Here is a 22243-nt window from a genome sequence, read left to right on the forward strand (position 1 = left end):
CTTTTTTCTCCTTAATATTTATTTTTATTTTGTTTTTTTAGCTTTATATAAATCTTCCAGTAATTCATCATTATTTTTGTATTTTTTTATAAGTTCTATCAGATTTTTCATTCCTTCAACTTCTGACATTTCATTCAATTCTCTTCTTAATTTCCAAATTTTTTCCAAATTTTCTCTTGGAATCAGAAGCTCTTCACGTCTTGTCCCACTTTTTAGTACATCAATTGCAGGAAATATTCTTAACTGTTCCAGCGTTCTGCTTAAAATGATTTCCATATTTCCTGTTCCTTTAAATTCCTCAAAAATTACTTCGTCCATTCTACTTCCTGTCTCAACAAGAGCTGTGGCAATAATTGTAAGGCTTCCACCATTTTTTATATTTCTTGCGGCACCTAAAAATCTTTTTGGATAATAAAGTGCATTAGGGTCGATTCCTCCCGAAATTAATTTCCCACTTGACGGAATAGTGATATTATATGAACGTGCAAGCCTTGTTAAACTATCCATAAGAATCAAAATATCTTTCCCACGTTCCACTTGCCTTTTTGCCATCTGAAGCACATTTTCTGTAACTTCTGTATGTACTCTTGGATCTTCGTCGAAAGTCGCTGAATATACTTCCGCATCTTTTACGTTTTCTTTAATATCCGTAACTTCTTCAGGACGTTCATCAATTAATAGTATCCACACATCAATTTCAGGATTGTATTTTATAATGTCATTTGCAAGAGTAGAAAGAAGTACTGTTTTACCAGCTTTTGGAGGTGCGACTATAAGTCCTCTCTGCCCTTTCCCAATTGGCGAAATTAAGTCAATAATTCTTGAAGAAATTTCTCCGCCTCCTAAGTTTAGCTTTTCATCTGGATAAGATGGCACTAAATCGTCAAAATACGGACGTTCTAGTGATTTTTCAGGCAAGTCTCCATTTACAAGCAATACTTTCAAAATACCATAATTTTTCTCAGTTCCAATCGGAATTCTCAATTCTCCAAATACAATATCCTCATTTCTTAAGAAAAATCTTTTTATCTGTGAAATTGACACATAAACATCAGGCCCAATCGAAGTATTTCTCAAAAATCCATAATTTCCCTCACCTATTACATCCAATTTACCAAATCCATAAGTTTTTCCTCTTTCTTTCCCCTTTTCAATCAAAATTGCATTTATAAGTTCAAGTTTTGACATTCCAGAAAAACTTCCAATTTTATATTCCTTTGCCATTTTCTTTAATTTTGTTACATTTTGAGAAAGAATTTCTCGTATCATTTCTTCTTCAGAGTCTGAATTTTCAGAAACATCTTTCTTATCTAATTCTAGCTGTTCATCCAAATTTTTCTCCGATTCTATTTCATTATCTTTTTTTGCCATTTATTCCTCCACCAGCTCTCCATACAATGTCCATGTTTTCGCATTGTAAATTTTCGTATTTACAAATTGCCCTTTCAGGTCTTTTCTATCACTTTTGAATAAAACTATTTTATGTGTAGAACTTCTTCCAACCAGCATTTCAGGATTTTTTTTACTTGGTCCTTCAACTAGCACTTTTACAATTTTTCCTAAATATTTCTGACTTTCTTCTTTTGCTTTCATGTTCTGCAATCTCATAAGCTGTTGCAATCTCTCATTTTTTACCTGCTCATCAACTTGATTTTCCATTGTAGCCGCAGGAGTTCCTGTTCTCTTTGAATACATAAACATAAATGCATTCTCAAATCCAACTTCATTCACTACATCCATTGTATCTTGAAAGTCTTCATCTGTTTCCCCAGGAAATCCAACAATAATATCAGTAGTAAGTCCAATATCAGGTATTTTTTCTTTAATTTTCTTAGCAAGAGCTATAAACTCTTCCTTTGTGTATCCTCTATTCATTGAATCTAAAATTTTTGTAGAACCTGACTGTAATGGCAAGTGCAACATTCTAGCAATTTTAGGATTTCTTGCAATTGTATCAATTACTTCATCACTAAAATCCTTTGGATGTGGAGATACATATTTTATCCAGAAATCTCCTTCTACATTTGCACTTTGCTCCAACAGCTTTGCAAAATTATCTTCTCCATTCGCAAAATCGCTTCCATACGAATTTACATTCTGTCCTAAAAATAATATTTCCCTGTATCCTTTTTTTGTATATTGCTCCACATCCCTAACAACTTCATTAAGAGGTACAGATCTCTCCATTCCACGCACATAAGGGACTATACAGAACGTACAGTAATTATTGCACCCATAAGTAATCGAGATAGAAGCCACAATATCATCTCCAAAGTCTGCATCTACTCTTGTTGGAAGTTCATCCTCATCATCTACCATAACAATATGTGTTTCTTCTCCCGCTTCGATTCTTTCCAAAATATCAGGAATTCTTCCTATATTCTGATTTCCAAGAACCAAATCGACATAAGGCGTTTTTTTAATAAATTCATCTCTTACCTCTTGAGCAAGGCATCCTGTGACACCAATAATCATTTTTCCATCTTTTTCTTCCTTAATTCTTTTCAAATCTCCTAATTTTCCATATACTTTAACAGCTGCACCTTCTCTTACTGTACAAGTATTTAAAAATACCAAATCTGTATTTTCAATATCTTCAGTCATGCTATACCCCATTGTTTGCAGCATCTGCTTCATTTTTGCACTTTCATTTACGTTCATTTGACAACCGTATGTTATTATAGTTGCTCTCTTTTCCACTTTTTTCCCTCCAAATTTTGTTCTTTTTTTAAAATTTTTGATTTTTACTGAATAGTTTCTGAATTGACTAAATTGATAATTTTTTCAACACTTAAATAGTTCTAACTATCCAAGTATAAACCATTATTTTTCAAGTTTATTTTCTCCTATTGTAATGGTATCATTTTTATTTTGGAATTTCAAGAATTTTTTATTCTTTTTTTTAATTATACTCGAACCCATTTAAAATTGAACTGATAGAAATTATACAATTTAGGGTTTGAGTAAAATAGTCATAATTTTTGAGTTCTGTTTTAAACTAGTTTTACTATAATACTATTTCTTGTTTAATACTAAATCTATTAGAAAATAAAAACTATTTTAAGGATAAGAAGCCTTAATCCCCAGCTAAATAATGTATAATTCAAAATTTATTAAACATTCGCTATTTAAATGGAAAGTAGTATAATTGTCAATTAAGATTTTTAAAATAAAAAACACTCTAGGAGTGTAGAGTGCAATTTATTATGAAAAAATTTAATTTTATTATTGGTGCCCGAGGCCGGAGTCGAACCGGCACGATATAAAATCGACGGATTTTGAGTCCGTTGCGTCTACCAATTTCACCACTCGGGCATAAATTTTAAATTACCTAATTAGTATAATATATTTTTTAAGTTTTGTCAACTTCTTTTAAAATTTTTTTTGTATAGATGTTGTATAGATGTCAAACATTTGTTACAAAAATATATTAAAAAATATTTCTTTCTTAGTGCAGTTTTTTATCTTCTAATTTTCCCACTTAAATAGTATAATATATTTTTTAGGATAAACTAACAATTTTTCATTATTTAACTACAATTGCTTAGCAACTTAAAAAAGTTTTAAAATTAACATAAATTGCAATATTAATTGCGACATTTTACCAATTTTTTTTAAAACTAATTTCGTGCAAAAATTTTTCAAATGGTGTTGCATAGTTTAAACATTTTCTTGGTCTGGAATTTATCAGCATTAAGGTTCTTATCAAGTCTTCTGTCTCTACTTTTGATATGTCGGTCTTCTTTGGGTAAAATTCTCTTAGAAGACCGTTGCTGTTTTCATTGCAACCTCTCTGCCATGAGCAGTAAGGGTCTGCAAAATAGAATTCTATTCCCAGCTTCTCCACTTCTTCCCAGCACGAAAATTCCTTCCCCCTGTCTGATGTGAAAGTCTTGAATGCTTCTTCTGGTATATTGGCTGTCAGCTGTCTTATTGCTTCCAGCATTGAACTTTTACTTCTATCTTCCATCTTTATTGCCACATAAAACCGTGTCTTCAATTCCACAAATGTTGCAAAGCAGGCTTTGCTCTCTCCTCTTGCTGAAACTACCGAGTCTAGCTCCCAATGCCCAAAAACTTCTTTTTTCTTTACTTCTTCCGGTCTGTCGTCAATTGACTTCCCAATATTGAATTTCCCTCTCGTCTCCTCAGTTTTCGCTCTCCTTCCCTTTCTTCTCAAGACATTCACCGAAACATCTAGAAAATTACTGTACAGCCAGTTATAGATAGTTTTAAATGACAGTCTCCCCTTTAATTCCCTTCCGACAATTTGTTCAGGCGACCAGGTTTTGCAGAGCCTGTCCTCTATCAGATTTTTCAATTCAGCAGTAATTTTTGAGTTTCTTCCTTTATTAGCAGATTTTGTATTGGCATCTTCTTGAGCATTTTCAGAATAGTATTCGCCATTAATTCTTTTGATTTCACGATAAATGGTAGTCCTGTGCCTGTTAAGGATTTTGGCAATTTTAGAAATTTTGTAATTTTCTTTTAGCAGGACCTCTAGTTTATTTCTTTCATTTATGGCTCATGATATATTTCCTTTCGTTAATGTTTTTGTCGTTACTAACATTTTAACACGAAATTATCATGAGTTTTTATATTTTTTTAGTTTGTCGCAATATATTTTACAATCTATGATTAACAAAAAAAGAAAAAACCACCTACAATGACAATTACTAAATCTTGTTGAAAGGTGGTTTTTTTTATAAAATTAAAATAACAATACTATTTCAAAATTCCAGACAAATAAACAAGGAAAAATATTGTAAACCCTGCTAAATATATAATTCCTGCCACTGATAAGAACCACAACCAAACAGGCAGCTTGTTATTGTCTTTAACAAGTGAAAAATTAAGATATGAATATACTGGAGCTGAAACAAATGAGAATATCATGGCAAAATTCATCATTGCGGCTACATTTCCAGCAAAAAAGAATACGATAACCATTGCCACAGCTACTGTTCCTATCATCCATATATTAAAATGTGATGTTTTAACTTCTTTTTGTTTCATAATTAATCTAAGACATTCAGCATTAGCACGTGAATAACCATCTACAACTGTAATTGTTGTACCAAAAATGCACATAAATGCGATAAATGCAATAAGAAGTCCTGACCAGTTTCCAATAACGCTTGAATACATTTGAATAAACTGCGCGATATAAGCTGCACTTGCTCCTTTAATCGCTGTTCCCGTTCCATATTGAATCAATGCTCCAAGTGCCAAAAATACAAAGGCTAGAATTGTTGTAACCCAGTAACCTACATTAAAATCCAACATTGCAAGTTTGTGGGGAACTTTCATATTTTGCTGTTTTTCAACAGTCCACATCGAATTAATTGCGGAAATTTCAATTGGAGCAGGCATCCATCCCATTAATGATACAATAAATGGCAATGCTGTTAGTTTCCAAGGCGATTGGATAACAAAATCTGGTGCCATCGGATGTTGTTTGAATAACGCAATAACAACTGCGATAATTGTTGCAACTGTCAATGAAATAACAATAAATTTTGAAGAACTGTCCAACAGGTTATAACCTCCAAATACCAGCATTGCAAGTGAACCTACAAGAACAATTGTAGTAAGCATGTTAATCATTGAAGCCATTGCCGCAGGAGTAAGACTGCTTAGAAATGTCAATTTTAAAATATTTGCTAAAATTGCCGCTGTCAAAATACCAATTGCCGCCACGTTAATAACTGCAGAAAATATATTCATAATAAAGAATACCCAAAGATAAATTTTCCCCTTTTCTTCATATCCTTCTATTAACGAATGTTTATGTTCTAGCGTATATTGGGTCCCAAAACGGAAAAATGGATATTTGAAAATATTGACTAAAATAACTATAATTGCCAATTGCCATCCATATAATGCACCTGCCTGCGTAGAGGCTACGATATGGGAACCTCCAATAGCTGCTGAAGCCATAAGGATACCAGGTCCAAAGGCTTTAAACTTGTGATACCAGCTTGAGTGAGTAGTTGTCATAAAAAATACCTTCCTTTTCTCTTAGTCTTTCCAAAAATTATAACAAATCATTTGATAGTCAAATTTTTGAAATTATAGGGGTATTATAACATTTTGTACTGAATATTCAAATTTTTTTTAGTGTTTTTATCAATATTTTTAATTTTTATTCGATTATTTTTAATATTTTTCTACCCTAATTTAAATACTTCGTCTTCAAAATGTCTTATCATTTCTCCATCAAAAAATTTTGACATTTCTTTTTCCATCATATCCACAAACAAATATTCACTTTCAAAATGTCCTACGTCTACAAGAATTTTTCCGTCTTCCAGAGCATCCAAAGCCTCATGATATCTCAAATCTCCAGTCAAAAAAACATCAATTTTATCTGCAACATCATCTAAAAATGAGCTTCCACCACCTGTAACAAGTCCAATTTTTCGTACATATGCATCTTTATTGCCAACATACCTTACATAGCTTATTCCAAGTGAATTCTTTATTCTTTCAAGTAAGTCTTCCAGTCTCATTTCCTCATTTAATATCTTTATTCTTGCAAGTCCGCTATGTACACGTTCCACCTTATTTTTTATTGGATTATAGTCTTCAAATTCGTGTTCATTAAAAATTATTTTTTCCCCATCTAGATTTAGTTTATCCATTATAAAGTCATTTAATCCATTAATTGCAAAATCAGAATTAGTATGAATTGAATAAACTGCTATTTTATTTTCTATTAATTTTAATAACTTTCTTCCATGTACAGTTTCATTTGTAATTTTCTTTAAACCTGAAAAAATAACTGGATGGTGTGAAATTATCAAATCTACATTGTTATCTACAGCTTGTTTTACAACTTTTTCTGTTACATCCAGACAAAATAACACTTTATTGACTTCCTTTGTGTTATCTCCCACAAGAAGTCCAACATTATCCCAGTTTTCAGCAACTTTAGGATTAAAGATTGTGTGAAGTTCTCCTATTATTTCCCATAATTTCATAATTTCCTTTTCCTTTCATTATTTTTCTTAATTTATTGTATAATTTGCCTCTTCATTATTTTCTACAAAATCATTTCTCATTAAGTCAATTGATAACTTATTAAGTGCCTTTTCCTTTAAAATATTTACATTGTGACTAGCAATGTTTAAAGATTTTGCAATTTCCTTTTCTGTATACACTTTATCATCCAGTCCATAAGTCATAACTAAAATCTGCTCATCTAGATAATTTAGTTTTTTAGGAATATTTTCAAGAATATACATCTGTGTAATTTTATCAGCCTTTTCCAATATCTGCGAATTTCCAATCAGCTCTTCAGGTTCTACCTCGTCAAATAGTTTTTCAAGCTGTTCAATATATTCTTTTGAAACATTCATCTGTTTACTTATTTCATCCATTGAAAATCCCATACTCCTGTCAACTTTTACTTTTAAATATAAAATATACGATAATTCAGATGATTTAATATCTTTTAACAGTTCCTTCTGAAATTCCAAAATATATTTTACAGCAAAATTTTTCACAAAAAATTCAGGCTCTTTTGTTATTTTCATAATTTCATCATAATAATTCAAACCTGACATAATTCCAAGTGTAGCTTCCTGAACTGTATCCAAAAACGAAAATCCATATTTTGAATAAAGCAAGCTTTCTTTTACTGCAATTTTTAAATATTTATCAATTAATTCTTCCCTTTCTTTCTCATTTTCACTTTTTTTCTCAAGTTCTTCGTATTTTCTCTTTATATCTTCTAAATATGATTTTATCATATCCTTTTCTTCAATAAAAATATTCTCGTCTTCTAATACGATAAAATCACTCCCATCAGTTGAAGTCCTAACCTCTGGAATATTTTCCAAATGGATAAATTTCAAAAATTCAAAAAATTCATCATCATTCATTGTATGATTTTCTATAATTTTTTCAAAACTGAAACTTCCTTTTTTTCTTATATCTTCAAAAACATTTTTTAACATCTTTTTTCCCCTTATTTTATTTATTATTTAGTTCATCTAAAAATCCTAAATATCTAAAAGGAGCTAAATAACAACTTTAGCTCCTGTAATCTTCCAATTTTTTTCTTCTGCTTGGATGTCTTAATTTTCTTAATGCTTTTACCTCAATCTGTCTAATACGTTCCCTTGTTACATTAAAGATTTTCCCCACCTCTTCAAGAGTTTTCTGAGAACCGTCATCTAGTCCATATCTATATCTAAGCACCATTTCCTCACGCTCATTTAATGTTTTTAATACTTCATCAAGCTGTTCCTTTAATAGAACTCTCGTTGTTGCGTCATAAGGATTCGCAAATTTATCATCTTCCACGAAATCTCCCAGTTCACTATCTTCTTCGCTTCCAACTGGAGTTTCAAGTGAAATCGGATCCTGATTCATTTCCAAAATACTTTTTACCTTTTCTACTGGTAATTCTAACTTTTCAGCCAGTTCCTCTGCTGTTGGCTCTTTTCCAGTTTCCTGTAAAATAATACGGCTTTCCTTTTTGATTTTATTAATTGTTTCAATCATATGAACAGGTATTCTTATTGTTCTTCCCTGATCTGCAATTGCACGTGTTATAGCCTGTCTAATCCACCAAGTTGCATAAGTCGAAAACTTGAATCCTTTTTCATATTCAAATTTTTCCACAGCCTTCATAAGCCCCATGTTTCCTTCTTGAATTAAATCCAGCATTTTCAAGCCACGATTTGTATGTTTTTTTGCGATACTGACAACAAGCCTTAAATTTGACTCTATTAATTTCTGTTTTGCTTCCTCCTCGCCATTTAAAACTCGTTGAGCATATTCGATTTCTTCTTCATAGCTAAGTAGTGGAATTTGTCCAATTTCACGCAAATACATTTTTATTGGTTCATCTACATCCATACTTTCTGCCATTTTTAACAAATCTGTCTGTAATAGTTTATCCACTTCCGAATCGTCGATTTCACTCTCTACAAATTCATCATGCGAATCTTCAAAATCCGATATTTCCATTTTTTCGATAGCTTCTATGGAATCAGGAACTTTTAATAAATCCTCTTTTTCCTTTATAGTATCTACGATTTGAACACCGTCATCAGTCAGTTTTTTTATTAACTGCTCGATTTTTTCAGTTGAAAATCCGATAGATAAAACAGAATTTATTTCTTCGTAACTTACAACTTTTTGCTCTCGTGCCTGTTTTATAAAATTTGCGAGACTATTTTTTAAATTTTGTTTTTTATCAGACATAATTCGGTCTCCTTATCAATATAAATTCATTATATAATTTTTCTATTTCACTAATTTTATTAATATTTTTTAATTTTGATAATATTTTTTTTAATTCAATTTTCTTAATTCTATCGTTTTCTTCCTCAGTTTTTTTTCTTTCCTCATCTATTTCACGCTCAAACCAGCCAGAATAAATTTCCCTAAAATAAATTTCCTTATCCTTAATGTCATTATCTGCCCGTAACTTCAAGTTTGTTACAATCTCCCTATTTTCTTCACTAATATCAATTTTATCAAGTTTCATTATATCAAAATCTATAGCTTTCAATTTTTCTATTAGTTCATTAAAAATCGGATGGCTAAATTCTTTATTTAAAAGTTCTATACACTTTTCCTTTTCTGATTTAAAAAATTCCAAGATATATATAAGTGTTTGTTCTTCCAGTTCAATATATAAATCTCTTTTTTGCTTTTTGTATTGAACTTTCTGATTTTCATAGATTCTTCTTTTTTTCATTTTAGAAGTTTTATTCGGCAAATTTTTGAGTTCCTCTTCTAAAACAAATTCATTAATTCCAAAATTAGCTGATAATCTTTGTAAATATAGATTTTTATTAAGATTATTTGTAACATTTGAAAAAAATGGTTTTAATCTTTCAATGAATTTTCTTTCTCCACTTATGTCATTCAAATCCAAATCTTTTGAAGCTTCCTTTGTTAAAAAATCAAAAATTTCTTCTGATTTCTTTACAACTTCTATAAATGCCTTTTTACCATTTTTTCTCAAGAACTCATCAGGATCCTTCTCATTTCCATCTATAACTAGACACTTTACGTCAAAATCATATTTTTTTAAAATGTATCCTGCTTTTATTATGGCATTTTTCCCAGCTTCATCGTTATCATATGAAATCAATATTTTATCTGTATATTTCTTTAAAAGTTGTGCCTGTTCCTCAGTAAGTGCAGTTCCAAGACTTGCAACTGCATTTTCAAAACCATTCTTTTGGGCTGTAAGTACATCAAGATAGCCTTCCATCAGTATCGCAAAGCCTTTTTTCCTAATATTTTCTCCTTGATGCTTTATTCCAAAAAGTTCATTTCCTTTTTTAAAAATAGGCGAATCTGGAGAATTTAGATATTTAGGCAAATTAGTATTTTTTTCAATTATACGTCCCCCAAATCCTACAATCTGAGAATTTATATTGTAAATTGGAAAAATCACTCTATTTCTAAAGCTATCATAAATTTCACCATTTTCATTTCTTTTGACAAGTCCTAATTCTATTATCTTTTCTTCTGGAAATTCTTTTTTTAATAAATGCTGAAATAATTCATCTCTTGAACTATTGGCAAATCCTATCCTAAATTTTCTGATTTCTTCAATAGAGAAGTCACGTTCCTTCATATATTCTAATGCTTCAGGATATTTTTCAATATTTTCTCTAAAAAATATCTGGGCTTCATTCATTATTTCGTAATATTCCTTGTTTACAGCCTTTTTTCTTTCAATTTCCTGATTGATTGTCCTATATTCCCTATTTTTCTTTAGCGGAATATTATACTTTCGCGATAACTCTTCTACTGCCTGAATAAAACTGACATCATTGATTTTCATATAAAACGAAATTACATTTCCACCAATTTGTGTACTAAAATCCTTAAAAATATTTTTTACTGGGCTGACTGTAAAAGATGGAGTCTTTTCATCTTTAAAAGGAGATAAGCCTTTATAATTTGAACCTGCCTTTTTTAAATTTACATATTCTCCAATCACTTGAACAATATCTAAATTATCAATTAATTTCTGTATCTCTTTTTCACTATAAATCATTATTTTTTATTCCTCCATAAAAAAACAGTCAATAAAAAATATTTACACTATTAGTATAATTTGTTTTTTTAAATAGTCAATACTTTATAAACAAATTTTTTTAATTTTCCTCATTAGTTTCACGAATTATTTCCACATCATCTTCCATAATATCTTTAAAAACTTCATCCATTATTTCCGATTTTTGCTTCCCTTTAGCAAATTCTCTTTTTGCAATTTTTCCTGATACAATTGCAAGTTCATATTTATTAGGTATTTTAGTCAATAGTTCATCTATTGTTATTTTTTCTTTTTTCATTTTTTATAATTTTCTCCTATTATTTTAGAATTTATATCAATTTTGTGGATTAATAATATTTATCAATGCTGTGCAAGATTCTTCAATATCATTATTTATTATAGTGTAATCATATTTTTTTTCATATTCCAGTTCTTTTAACGCATTTTTTAAACGTGTCTGAATGACTTCTTCTGTATCAGTATTTCTGTTACGAAGCCTTTTTTCAAGAGTTTCCATATCCTTTGTACGAAAAAATACCAATACAGCGTCTTTTTTCTTTTCCTTTGCAATTAATGCACCTTGCACATCAATTTCCAAAATTACATTTAATCCTTTATTTAAATTACTTTCTACTACTTCTTTCAATGTTCCATAATAATTTCCATGAACATTTGCATATTCATAAAATTCATCATTTTTTATTTTTTGTTCAAAAGTTTCTTTAGTTAAGAAAAAGTAATCTTTGCCATCGATTTCTCCGTCTCTTGGCTGTCGAGTTGTAGCTGATATTGATAATGGAATATTTAGTCGATCTTTTACTAATTTTGTAACTGTTGATTTTCCTGAGCCTGAAGGCCCTGAAACAATGAATAGTTTTCCTTTCATTAGAAACCACCTTTTATTTTTTTACGCGAATAAGGGAAATTTATATTCACAAATCTCCCTATTCACAATATTATATTAATAATCTAATTTTGACAGTAATATTAAAATTTTATATTCATAGTTGCTATTTACTAATCAAGTTTAAATTATCTTAATTATTCAACTTCTGCTGTTTCCTCAACAGTTTCTATAATTTCATTTGGATTGTCCTTCAAGGCACCTAAAGTTTCTGTAACTTCTACTTTTTCTCCATCTACTTCCACTTCAGTTTCCACAGCTTCCTCTTCTACAATATCATTTTTTAAGACTGCATCCAAATATTTATAATCATTGAACCCTGTACCTCCTGGCACTTTTTTACCAATAATTACATTTTCCTTCAATCCTTCAAGTCTGTCTGTTTTTCCTTCAACAGCTGCATTTGCAAGAACTTTTGTAGTTTCTTGGAACGATGCTGCAGAAATGAAACTTTCTGTATTTACAGCTGCTTTCGTAATACCTTGAATTACTGGTTCATAAGTTGCTGGACGTTTTCCTTTTGAAATTAATATTTCATTTTCACGTTCCACAATTTTTTTATCGATTAACTCATCTTCAAGGAATAATGAATCTCCAGCTTCTTTAACTTTAATTTTTTGGAACATTTGTTTTACGATTATCTCAATATGTTTATCGTTAACCGCAACTCCTTGCTCTCTATAAACTTGCTGTACTGATTCAAGAATAAATTGCTGTGCTTCTACAAGTCCTTTTATTTTCAAAATATCATGTGGCGAAACAGGCCCGTCAGTTATTTTCGCACCTTTTTCGATTAACATTTCATTAGTTACAACTAAATGCTCCCCAACAGGAACAGTGTATTCTTGGATTAATTCCCCTGTTTCAGGATCTTCAATCAAGATTAATCTCATACCTTTTTTCTTTTTGTCAGAGAAAACTACACGCCCTGCAACTTCTGATAAAATGGCTTTTCCTTTAGGATTTCTTGCCTCAAATAATTCTTGTACACGAGGAAGACCTCCTGTAATATCTTTATTTCCTTCTCCAGTTTTTAGGATTTTTGTAATAATTTGACCTTTTTTAACAGTTTCTCCTTCACTTACCATTAAATATGCCCCATAAGGAACTGCATATTCTACTTTCTTATCACCTTTTGTATAAATTATTATTCTTGGGTTTACATCATTACTTTCCACAGGTTTTATTGCTACTTTTTCAGTAACTCCATATTTTACATCAATATTTTCTTTTACATAAATATCTCTAAATTCTACTTTTCCTGCAACAGATGTAATAATCGGTATTTGATAAGGATCAAATTCTACTAGCACTTTACCTTTCTTAACAGAATCTCCATCTTTTACGTGTAAAGTTGAACCTGAAGGCACTTCATATCTATGTTTTCCTATTATTACACGTCCATTTTGTGAAACAACGATTTCTTTCCCTTCATCATTTACAAGTATAGATATATCTTTAAGCTTAACTTTTCCAGAAACATCAGCTTTATAATCTGACTGAACAGATGCCGCTGTTGCTACCCCTCCTGTATGGAAAGTACGCATTGTAAGCTGTGTACCAGGTTCTCCAATTGATTGAGCTGCAATAACTCCAACTGCTTCTCCTTTAAGAATTTCCTTGTGATTAGAAAGATCTAATCCATAACATTTTTTACAAACTCCTTTTTCCAGTTTACAAGTTAAAGGCGTTCTTATTTCTACTTCACGAATATCTAATTCTTCAATCTTCTTAATTAAATCATCAGTTATTAAAGTATTTCTTTTGGCAATTACTTTTCCTTCATGAATTAAGTCTGTTGCCAAGTTTCTTCCATAAATTCTTTCACTTAATTTTTCGATTACTTCCCCAGCATCCATCAAATCTGATACGACGATTCCATGTTCACATCCACAGTCATCATGATTTACAATAACTTCGTGTGAAATATCAACAAGTCTTCTTGTTAAGTATCCTGAATCGGCAGTTCTCAATGCTGTATCCGCAAGTCCTTTTCTCGCTCCATGTGATGACATAAAGAATTCAAGAATGTTAAGTCCTTCTCTAAAGTTGGCTTTAATCGGCATTTCGATAATACGCCCTTGCGTATCTGCCATAAGTCCACGCATTCCACCAAGTTGACGCATTTGTGCAATCGAACCTCTGGCTCCAGAGTTCGCCATCATATAAACTGGGTTAAATTCGTCCAAGTTATCCATCATTTCCTTAGTTACTTTTGAAACTGCCTCATCCCATATAGCGACTGTTCTTCTGTATCTTTCTGCATCAATAATTTCTCCAGATTTATATTGTTCCTCAATTTCAGCCACTTCATTTTCAGCTTTTTCCAAAATAGCCTTTTTGCTTTCAGGAATTTCCAGATCTTCAATTCCAACAGTAATTCCAGCAAGTGTTCCATAATGGAATCCAAATTCTTTAATTTTATCAAGTAATTCAGATGTTTTTTCAAATCCAAATTTTTTATATAATTCAGCGATTAATTTTCCTAATTCACCTTTACCAAAAGTTTTTGTATAATCTCTCACTTCTTTTGGAAGCATTGTATTGAACATAAGACGTCCAGGTGTAGTTTGTATTGTTTGCCCATCAATTCTTACATTTACAAGTGCGTGAACTGCAACTTGTCCATTTTGGTATGCTGTAATCAACTGATTTTTGTTAGAGAAAGATTTTCCTTCTCCTTTAACACCTTTTCTTTCTTTTGTCATATAATAACATCCCATTACCATATCTTGCGATGGAACTGCTATTGGTCTACCACTCGATGGTGCAATAATATTATTTGTTGCAAGCATTAATAATTTTGCTTCCATTTGAGCTTCTTGTGACAATACCAGGTGGACTGCCATTTGGTCTCCATCAAAATCTGCATTAAAAGCAGAACATACAAGTGGATGAAGTCTTATTGCCTTCCCTTCAATTAATGTTGGCTCAAAAGCTTGAATTGAAAGTCTGTGCAATGTTGGCGCCCTATTTAAAAGAACTGGGTGATTTTTTATAATTTCTTCAATCAATTCCCATACATTCTCATCTTCTTCCTCAACCATTTTCTTAGCCACTTTTATATTTGAGGCAAGTTCCCTTTTTACAAGTTCTCTCATTAAAAATGGTTTATACAGCTCAAGTGCCATTTTTTTAGGAAGTCCACATTGATTCATTTTTAAATTTGGCCCAACGACGATAACCGATCTTCCTGAATAATCCACACGTTTTCCTAGTAGATTTTGTCTAAAACGTCCTTGTTTCCCTTTCAGCATATCAGAAAGCGATTTTAATTCCCTGTTGTTTTGTGTAACAACTGGTTTTCCACGTCTACCATTATCAATTAATGCGTCAACTGCTTCCTGAAGCATTCTTTTTTCGTTTTTTATCACGATTTCAGGCGCTTTTATTGACATCAATTTTTTAAGTCTGATATTTCTGTTGATTACTCTTCTGTATAAATCATTCAAGTCAGAAGTGGCAAATCTTCCACCATCTAATTGAACCATCGGACGTAAATCCGCAGGAATTACAGGTAATACAGTCAAGATCATCCATTCTGGTCTGTTCCCTGCTTCTATCAAATCTCTAACTACTTTTAATCTTTTTATAATTTTTCTTCTCTTTTGTGTAGAGTGTTCTGTATCCATTTCTCCTTGCAAAGTTTTTTCTAGTTCAAACAAATCAATTTCCTCAAGCAAGGCTAGAACTCCCTCAGCTCCCATTTTTGCTGTAAATTCATTTTTAAACTGATTTTCATATAATTTATATTCACGTTCAGTCAGAATTTCACCTTTTTGAAGCCCAGTTTCTCCTGGATCAGTCACAATATATCTTGAAAAATATAGAACTGATTCCAATTCTTTCGTACTGATTCCCAATAAAAGGCTCATTTTGTTAGGCGTACCTTTAGAATACCAGATATGTGCAATTGGAGTAGCAAGTTTTATATGTCCCATTCTTTCACGTCTAACTTTTGAAGTTGTTACTTCAACACCACATTTTTCACATACCATGCCTTTGTAACGCATTCTCTTGTACTTCCCACAGGCACACTCATAATCCTTAGACGGCCCAAATATTCTTTCACAAAATAATCCGTCCATTTCAGGTTTTAAAGTTCTATAATTTATTGTTTCGGCTTTTGTAATTTCACCATACGACCATTCCAAAATCTTTTCTGGCGATGCCAATTTTATTTGAATACTGTCAAAATCTCTTATACTCATTCGTTAAGAGCCTCCTCTATTCTTTAATTCCACTTTTTTTGAAAAGTAAAGTGGGAAAACTTTTTATATTTTAATTTTTAATTTAAAATTCCGTTTTTTACCCATTTTTTCTAAGCATCTATATTCTTGTCTAGTTCAATTTGTTCTCCATCTTTATCATAAAGAGCAACATCTAATCCAAGTGACTGGAATTCCTTAATTAATACTCTAAATGATTCTGGAGCGTCTGCTTCTGGCATTTCCTGTCCTTTTACGATAGCTTCATAAGTTTTTGTTCTTCCACTGATGTCGTCTGATTTAACTGTAAGCATTTCTTGAAGGATATTTGACGCACCGTAGGCTTCCAATGCCCAAACTTCCATTTCCCCAAGTCTTTGTCCACCAAATTGGGCTTTTCCTCCAAGTGGTTGCTGAGTAACAAGTGAATATGGTCCAATTGCTCTAGCATGCATTTTGTCCTCTACCAAGTGGTGAAGTTTTAGCATATACATACGTCCAACTGTTACTGGGTTGTCAAATGGCTGTCCAGTTCTTCCGTCAATCAGTTTTACTTTACCAGTTCTGCTGTATCCAGCTTCTTCCAAGTAATTTTTAACATCTTCTTCACTTGCTCCATCAAATACTGGTGTTGCAATATATTTGTCAATATCTCCAATTGCAAGTCCCAAATGCACTTCCAAGACCTGTCCGATATTCATACGTGATGGCACTCCAAGCGGATTAAGACAGACATCTATCGGCGTTCCATTTTCTAAATGTGGCATATCTTCAACTGGTAATACTCTTGAAATAACCCCTTTGTTTCCATGACGTCCAGACATTTTATCCCCAACCATTATTTTTCTTTTTTCTGCAATATAAATTCTGATTAGTTTATTTACTCCAGCTTTCAAATCATCTCCGTTTTCCTTAGATAATTCAAGTACGTCTACAACAGTTCCTTTTACTCCGTGTGGAAGTCTTAATGAAGTATCTCTTACATCTTTTGCTTTTTCCCCAAAGATTGCACGTAATAATTTTTCTTCTGCTGGTGGTTCAGTTTCCCCTTTTGGAGTTACTTTTCCAACAAGGATGTCATCAGGAGTTACATGAGCTCCTATTCTTACAATTCCATTTTCATCAAGATTTCTCAAAGCTTCTTCAGAAACATTAGGAATTTCTCTTGTAATTTCTTCATCTCCTAATTTTGTAGTTCTTGCTTCAATATCAAATTCTTCAATATGAATTGATGTAAATACGTCATCTTTTCTAAGTCTTTCAGAAATAAGGATTCCATCCTCAAAGTTATATCCTTCCCAAGGCATAAATGCCAGCAGGATATTTTTACCTAATGCCAAATCTCCACCCGCAGTAGATGGTCCATCTGCAATAATGTCACCTTTTTTAACTTTATCTCCCAAATCAATAATTGGTTTTTGGTGTAAGCACATTGATTGGTTAGATTTTTCAAAGTTTAATAATCTATGGTAATGTTCTTTTCCTTCTTTATCAGTTACAATAATTTTTCTTGCATCCACAAAAGTTACAGTTCCTGCTGCTTTTGAAGTAATTACTGCTCCTGAATCCACAGCAACTTTTCTTTCAAGCCCAGTTCCTACATAAGGAGCCTGTGTTTTTAATAAAGGTACTGCTTGACGTTGCATATTTGAACCCATCAATGCACGGTTGGCGTCATCATGTTCCAAGAATGGAATTAATCCTGCTGAAACAGATACTAGCTGTTTAGGTGATACATCCAAAATATCAACTTTTGATTTATCAATATGCACAATTTCATCTCCATAACGGCAAACAACTTCATCAGTCAAGAAATTTCCGTCTTTATCAATAGGAGTATCAGCCTGTGCAATAAACAGTCCTTCCTCTTCATCAGCTGCTAAATATCTAATATCATTAAAATCAGCTTTTCCATCGTTTATTTTTACAAATGGAGTTTCTATAAACCCGTATTTATTAACTTTTCCATAAGTTGAAAGTGAAGCAATAAGTCCGATATTTGGTCCTTCTGGAGTTTCTATTGGACAAATTCTTCCATAATGCGAGTTATGAACGTCACGCACCTCAAATCCTGCTCTATCTCTTGAAAGTCCCCCTGGTCCTAATGCTGAAATTCTTCTCTTATGAGTCAATTCTGACAATGGATTAGACTGATCCATAAATTGTGACAGCTGTCCACTTCCAAAAAATTCAAGAATTAATGCATTTAATGGTTTTGTATTTAAAAGACTTTGTGGAGTCAGTGTTGTGATATCTTGAATTGTCATTTTTTCTCTGACCATTTTAGACATTTTAAGCATTCCACCTTTTATTTGGATAGAAAGCAACTCTCCAACACCTCTTACACGTCTATTTGATAAGTTGTCAATATCATCTGTAAAGCCTTCTCCGCTTACAAGATTTTTTACGTATTCAATAGTTTGTAAAACATCTTCTTTTGTCAGTACAATCACATCTGCTGGTACATCTATTTTCAGTCTTTTGTTAATTTTATATCTTCCAACATCTGCTAAATCATATCTTTGCGGATTAAAAAACATCTGTTTAACAAGCGATCTTGCACTGTCCACAGTTACTAGATCTCCTGGACGCAATTTTCTAAATACTTCAATAACAGCTTCGTCACTATTTTTTGTACTATCATGCACTAAAGCGTTTGCAATAATTCTATCTTCAGGCTTCACTTCCCAAATATTAATTACAGGCACTTTCGCATCAATTATTTTCTGAATTACAGGCATATCAATAATTTCTTCTGCTTCTGCAACAAACTCTCCTGTCTCTTCATCTAAAATATCTTCCCTTACAAAACTTCCTTCTAATCTTGAACGTAAAACTTCTTCCAGCTCAGTATCTCTATATTTTGAATAAAGTTCTGACAACTCTACTTCTTTTTCTTCAAAGAAATGATTCATAATTTCCGTATTATTTTGGAAAAAATCAACCGCTTTTAAAAATACTGGCAATAATACTTTCTTTCTTCTATCAATTTTTACATTTAAGATGTCATTTTTATCAGTTTCAAATTCAAGCCATGTTCCTTTATAAGGGATAATTTTCCCAATAAACACATCTTTTCCTGTCTGAATATTTAATTCCTTGTTAAAAGTAATTCCTGGTGATCTGTGTAATTGAGAAATAACGACTCTTTCAGCACCATTTATAATAAATGTCGCTTTATCAGTCATAAGTGGTATATCTCCGAAATGAACTAATGTTTCCTGAATTTCTCCTGTTCTCTTGTTAGTTAATTTTAATCTAACTTTTAATTGTCCAGAATATGTTTTACCTCTTTTTTTACATTCCAATTCATCATTTAAAGGCTCATCATTATCGTGAATTTCATACCATAAGTATTCTAATTTTAGTAATCCATTGCTGGATTCAATTGGAAAAATTTCATTAAAGATTGCTTCAAAACCTTTATTTTCTCTTTTTTGAGGTGGCACTTTAGTCTGTAAAAAATCTTCATAAGAATTTAGTTGAAATTCTAAAAAGTGCGGCATTTCCCCTCTATCTACTATTTTCCCGAAACTATATCTTTCAATAAGTTTGTTCATTTAAAAAATTCCTCCCTATAAAAGAACACATTCTTCTTAAATTCAAATCAAAAATTAAATTTAAAAATTCAAACTTCATCTAAAAATGTTCTCATAATTTCGATTTGTTATTTCACGTCACTTAAACTAAGCAACCTTTATAAAAACTCATATCGTTATACTATAAAAAACTAAAAAATAGACTAAAAATACTCCTGTTTTAAACATGTAAACCTCTATATTTAGCCTTAAAGTTAATTATACCAAAACTACTTTCAGATTTGATTATTTAAAAACAACTGAATTCATCTAAAAGTAATCCTTTTCGATATTCTTTTAGAAGTAGCTTTATCGTATTATAATTATGAATTTGTTTGACTTATTTATAAAAATTAATACAAAAAAGAATAATTAATTATTCAATTTTAAAGTTTTGTAGTGGAAAAAGACACTCTCCATAATCCTTAAGAGTGTCTTCACTATTGATTTTCTTTTTACTATTTTAATTCTACAGTTGCTCCTGCACCTTCTAATTGAGCTTTTATTGCTTCAGCTTCTTCTTTAGCAACTCCTTCTTTAATTGCTTTTCCACCAGCTTCAACTAATTCTTTAGCTTCTTTAAGTCCTAATCCAGTAATTCCTCTTACTTCTTTAATTACTGCTAATTTAGCTCCTCCTGCAGATACTAAGATTACATCAAATTCAGATTTTTCTTCAGCTGCTGCACCTCCTGCTGCTGCACCTCCTGCAACTGCTACTGGTTGAGCTGATACTCCAAATGTTTCTTCAATAGCTTCAACTACTTCTTTTAATTCTAATACAGACATAGCTTTTAAATCTTCTATAAATTGTTCTTTATTAAATGCCATTATTTTATTTCCTCCTAATTTTTTTATTTATTTTTATATTTTTAAAATTATTTTATGTTTAAAATTACTCTGCTGATGCTCCAGTTTCTTTTTGTTCTGCAACATTTGTTAATGCAACAGCCAACATTCTAACTGGCGACAACAATCCATAAGCAATTTGACCAAGTAATTCGTCTCTTGATGGTAATTTAGCCAATGCTTCAACAGTTGACACGTCAACTCTTTCAGACTCTAGCAATCCACCTTTAATTGATAATTTATCTTTTAATTTTTTCCCAAAATCAAAAATTAATTTAGATGGTGCAACTCCATCTTCATATCCTAATGCGAACGATGTAGTTCCTTCTAATAAATCATCAACATTTGTATCAAATCCCGCTTCTTTCAATGCTATTTTAAACAATCTGTTTTTAGCAACGAAATATTCTACTCCTGCTTCTCTTGCAGTTTTACGAAGTTCAGTATCTTCATTAACACTAATTCCTTTATAATCAACAAATACTACCGCTTTAGCTTCTTTTAATTTTTCAACTAAACTTTTTACTGCTTCTAATTTTGCTTGTGCTGGCAATTTGTTTCACCTCCTTATAATAAAAAGCCTCTGAAACAAAAACAATAAGCCCAGAGGTATCATACTATAAAAATATCTATTATTCTAATATCTATTTGTAATAATATTTACCTCGGTAGGGTTTAAAGAACTTTCATTCTACCTACTGTCTTTGGTTATTATTTATATGATTTATGTGTCACAAATCAATATGTATTATTATACAATAACTTTATAAAAAATGCAAGCATCTTTTAAAAAATTATTTTTAAATCACACATTTATCTAAATTACCGAATAGAAAAAATCTACTCGGTAATATTATTTTTTACTATTCAGCTACAAATGCTCCAGCCAACAATGGATCAATTTTAATTCCAGGTCCCATAGTTAATGAGATTGCAACCGTTCTTAAATATTGTCCTTTTGAAGCTGCTGGTTTTAATTTAATAATTTGATCTAAAGCAACTTTAAAGTTTTCTACGATAGCTTCTTTTGTAAAGTCAACTTTTCCAATTGGTAAGTGAATTGATCCTAATTTATCAACCTTGAACGCAACTTTTCCTTTTTTAAATTCTTGAACTGTTTGTTCAACATTTGTTGTAACTGTTCCTGATTTAGGATTAGGCATTAATCCTTTAGTTCCTAAGATTCTTCCTAATCTACCTAATTTAGGCATCATATCAGGTGTAGCAATTACTAAATCAAAATCTAACCATCCATTTTGAATTTTGTTAATGTATTCATCATCTCCAGCAAAATCTGCTCCTGCAGCTAATGCTTTGTCAATATTTTCTCCACTTGTGATAGCTAAAATTCTTACAGTTTTACCTGTACCATTCGGCAATGAAACTGTACCTCTTACTTGTTGATCAGCATGTCTTGGATCTACTCCCAATCTTATTGCCAACTCTACTGTTTCCACAAATTTAGCACTTTTAGTTTCAAAAACTAATTCCAATGCTTCTTCTGGTGTGTAAACTTTCATTTTATCTACTTTTTGAGAAATGTTATTATATCTTTTTCCTCTTTTTGCCATTTATTATTTCCTCCTCTGTGGTAATTGAATTTACTAAATCTCCCACTTGTTTTACTAATCGTTTAATTTTTTTATTATAGAATTATATTATCGGTTATTAAA

15 protein-coding genes, 1 tRNA gene and 1 other annotated feature are annotated in these 22243 nt (G+C 31.3%); all 16 genes read right to left on the reverse strand.

What is annotated here, in order from left to right:
- Positions 1-24: 24 nt before the first annotated feature.
- Positions 25-1371: a transcription termination factor Rho gene (rho, locus tag ACEG17_RS01665; protein WP_232052583.1), complete on the reverse strand. Its 1347-nt coding sequence runs from the start codon at positions 1369-1371 to the stop codon at positions 25-27.
- Positions 1372-2700 carry a tRNA (N6-isopentenyl adenosine(37)-C2)-methylthiotransferase MiaB gene (miaB, locus tag ACEG17_RS01670; protein ID WP_147004889.1) on the reverse strand — a complete coding sequence of 443 codons (1329 nt, stop codon included), beginning with the start codon at positions 2698-2700 and terminating at the stop codon, positions 1372-1374.
- Positions 2701-3229: 529 nt separating this feature from the next.
- Positions 3230-3315, reverse strand: a tRNA-Leu gene (locus tag ACEG17_RS01675).
- A 286-nt stretch (positions 3316-3601) separates the two neighbouring features.
- A complete protein-coding gene (locus ACEG17_RS01680) occupies positions 3602-4522 on the reverse strand; it encodes an IS30 family transposase (protein ID WP_372582445.1) in 921 nt (306 codons plus the stop codon).
- Between the two features lie 203 nt (positions 4523-4725).
- Positions 4726-6000, reverse strand: a complete 1275-nt coding sequence (locus ACEG17_RS01685) for an NRAMP family divalent metal transporter (RefSeq protein WP_372582318.1) — start codon at positions 5998-6000, stop codon at positions 4726-4728.
- A 170-nt stretch (positions 6001-6170) separates the two neighbouring features.
- Positions 6171-6983 carry a Nif3-like dinuclear metal center hexameric protein gene (locus tag ACEG17_RS01690; RefSeq protein WP_372582319.1) on the reverse strand — a complete coding sequence of 271 codons (813 nt, stop codon included), beginning with the start codon at positions 6981-6983 and terminating at the stop codon, positions 6171-6173.
- 27 nt (positions 6984-7010) lie between these two features.
- Positions 7011-7961: a sigma-70 family RNA polymerase sigma factor gene (locus tag ACEG17_RS01695; RefSeq protein ID WP_372582320.1), complete on the reverse strand. Its 951-nt coding sequence runs from the start codon at positions 7959-7961 to the stop codon at positions 7011-7013.
- Positions 7962-8037: 76 nt separating this feature from the next.
- On the reverse strand, positions 8038-9216 hold the full coding sequence (rpoD, locus tag ACEG17_RS01700) for an RNA polymerase sigma factor RpoD (protein WP_021745208.1): 1179 nt from the start codon (positions 9214-9216) through the stop codon (positions 8038-8040).
- Positions 9209-11032: a DNA primase gene (gene dnaG / locus ACEG17_RS01705; RefSeq protein ID WP_372582321.1), complete on the reverse strand. Its 1824-nt coding sequence runs from the start codon at positions 11030-11032 to the stop codon at positions 9209-9211. The genes rpoD and dnaG overlap by 8 nt, the downstream gene beginning before the upstream one ends.
- 100 nt (positions 11033-11132) lie before the next feature.
- Entirely contained in the window at positions 11133-11330 is a 198-nt protein-coding gene (locus ACEG17_RS01710; protein WP_021745206.1) for a DNA-directed RNA polymerase subunit omega, read from the reverse strand.
- A gap of 36 nt (positions 11331-11366) precedes the next feature.
- A complete protein-coding gene (gmk, locus tag ACEG17_RS01715; protein WP_372582322.1) occupies positions 11367-11918 on the reverse strand; it encodes a guanylate kinase in 552 nt (183 codons plus the stop codon).
- A gap of 155 nt (positions 11919-12073) precedes the next feature.
- A complete protein-coding gene (gene rpoC, locus ACEG17_RS01720; protein ID WP_372582323.1) occupies positions 12074-16147 on the reverse strand; it encodes a DNA-directed RNA polymerase subunit beta' in 4074 nt (1357 codons plus the stop codon).
- 110 nt (positions 16148-16257) lie between these two features.
- Complete coding sequence (gene rpoB, locus ACEG17_RS01725; RefSeq protein WP_372582324.1) at positions 16258-19704, reverse strand: DNA-directed RNA polymerase subunit beta; 3447 nt, start codon at positions 19702-19704, stop codon at positions 16258-16260.
- 476 nt (positions 19705-20180) lie between these two features.
- Positions 20181-20552 carry a 50S ribosomal protein L7/L12 gene (gene rplL / locus ACEG17_RS01730; RefSeq protein ID WP_147004882.1) on the reverse strand — a complete coding sequence of 124 codons (372 nt, stop codon included), beginning with the start codon at positions 20550-20552 and terminating at the stop codon, positions 20181-20183.
- A 64-nt stretch (positions 20553-20616) separates the two neighbouring features.
- Positions 20617-21123, reverse strand: coding sequence for a 50S ribosomal protein L10 (rplJ, locus tag ACEG17_RS01735; RefSeq protein WP_021745201.1), 507 nt, complete (start codon positions 21121-21123; stop codon positions 20617-20619).
- Between the two features lie 12 nt (positions 21124-21135).
- Positions 21136-21296: a sequence feature (ribosomal protein L10 leader region), on the reverse strand.
- A gap of 137 nt (positions 21297-21433) precedes the next feature.
- Positions 21434-22141 carry a 50S ribosomal protein L1 gene (gene rplA, locus ACEG17_RS01740; protein WP_147004881.1) on the reverse strand — a complete coding sequence of 236 codons (708 nt, stop codon included), beginning with the start codon at positions 22139-22141 and terminating at the stop codon, positions 21434-21436.
- Between the last annotated feature and the right edge of the window lie 102 nt (positions 22142-22243).

The organism is Leptotrichia hongkongensis, assembly GCF_041538065.1.
GTDB classification, from domain to species: domain Bacteria; phylum Fusobacteriota; class Fusobacteriia; order Fusobacteriales; family Leptotrichiaceae; genus Leptotrichia; species Leptotrichia hongkongensis.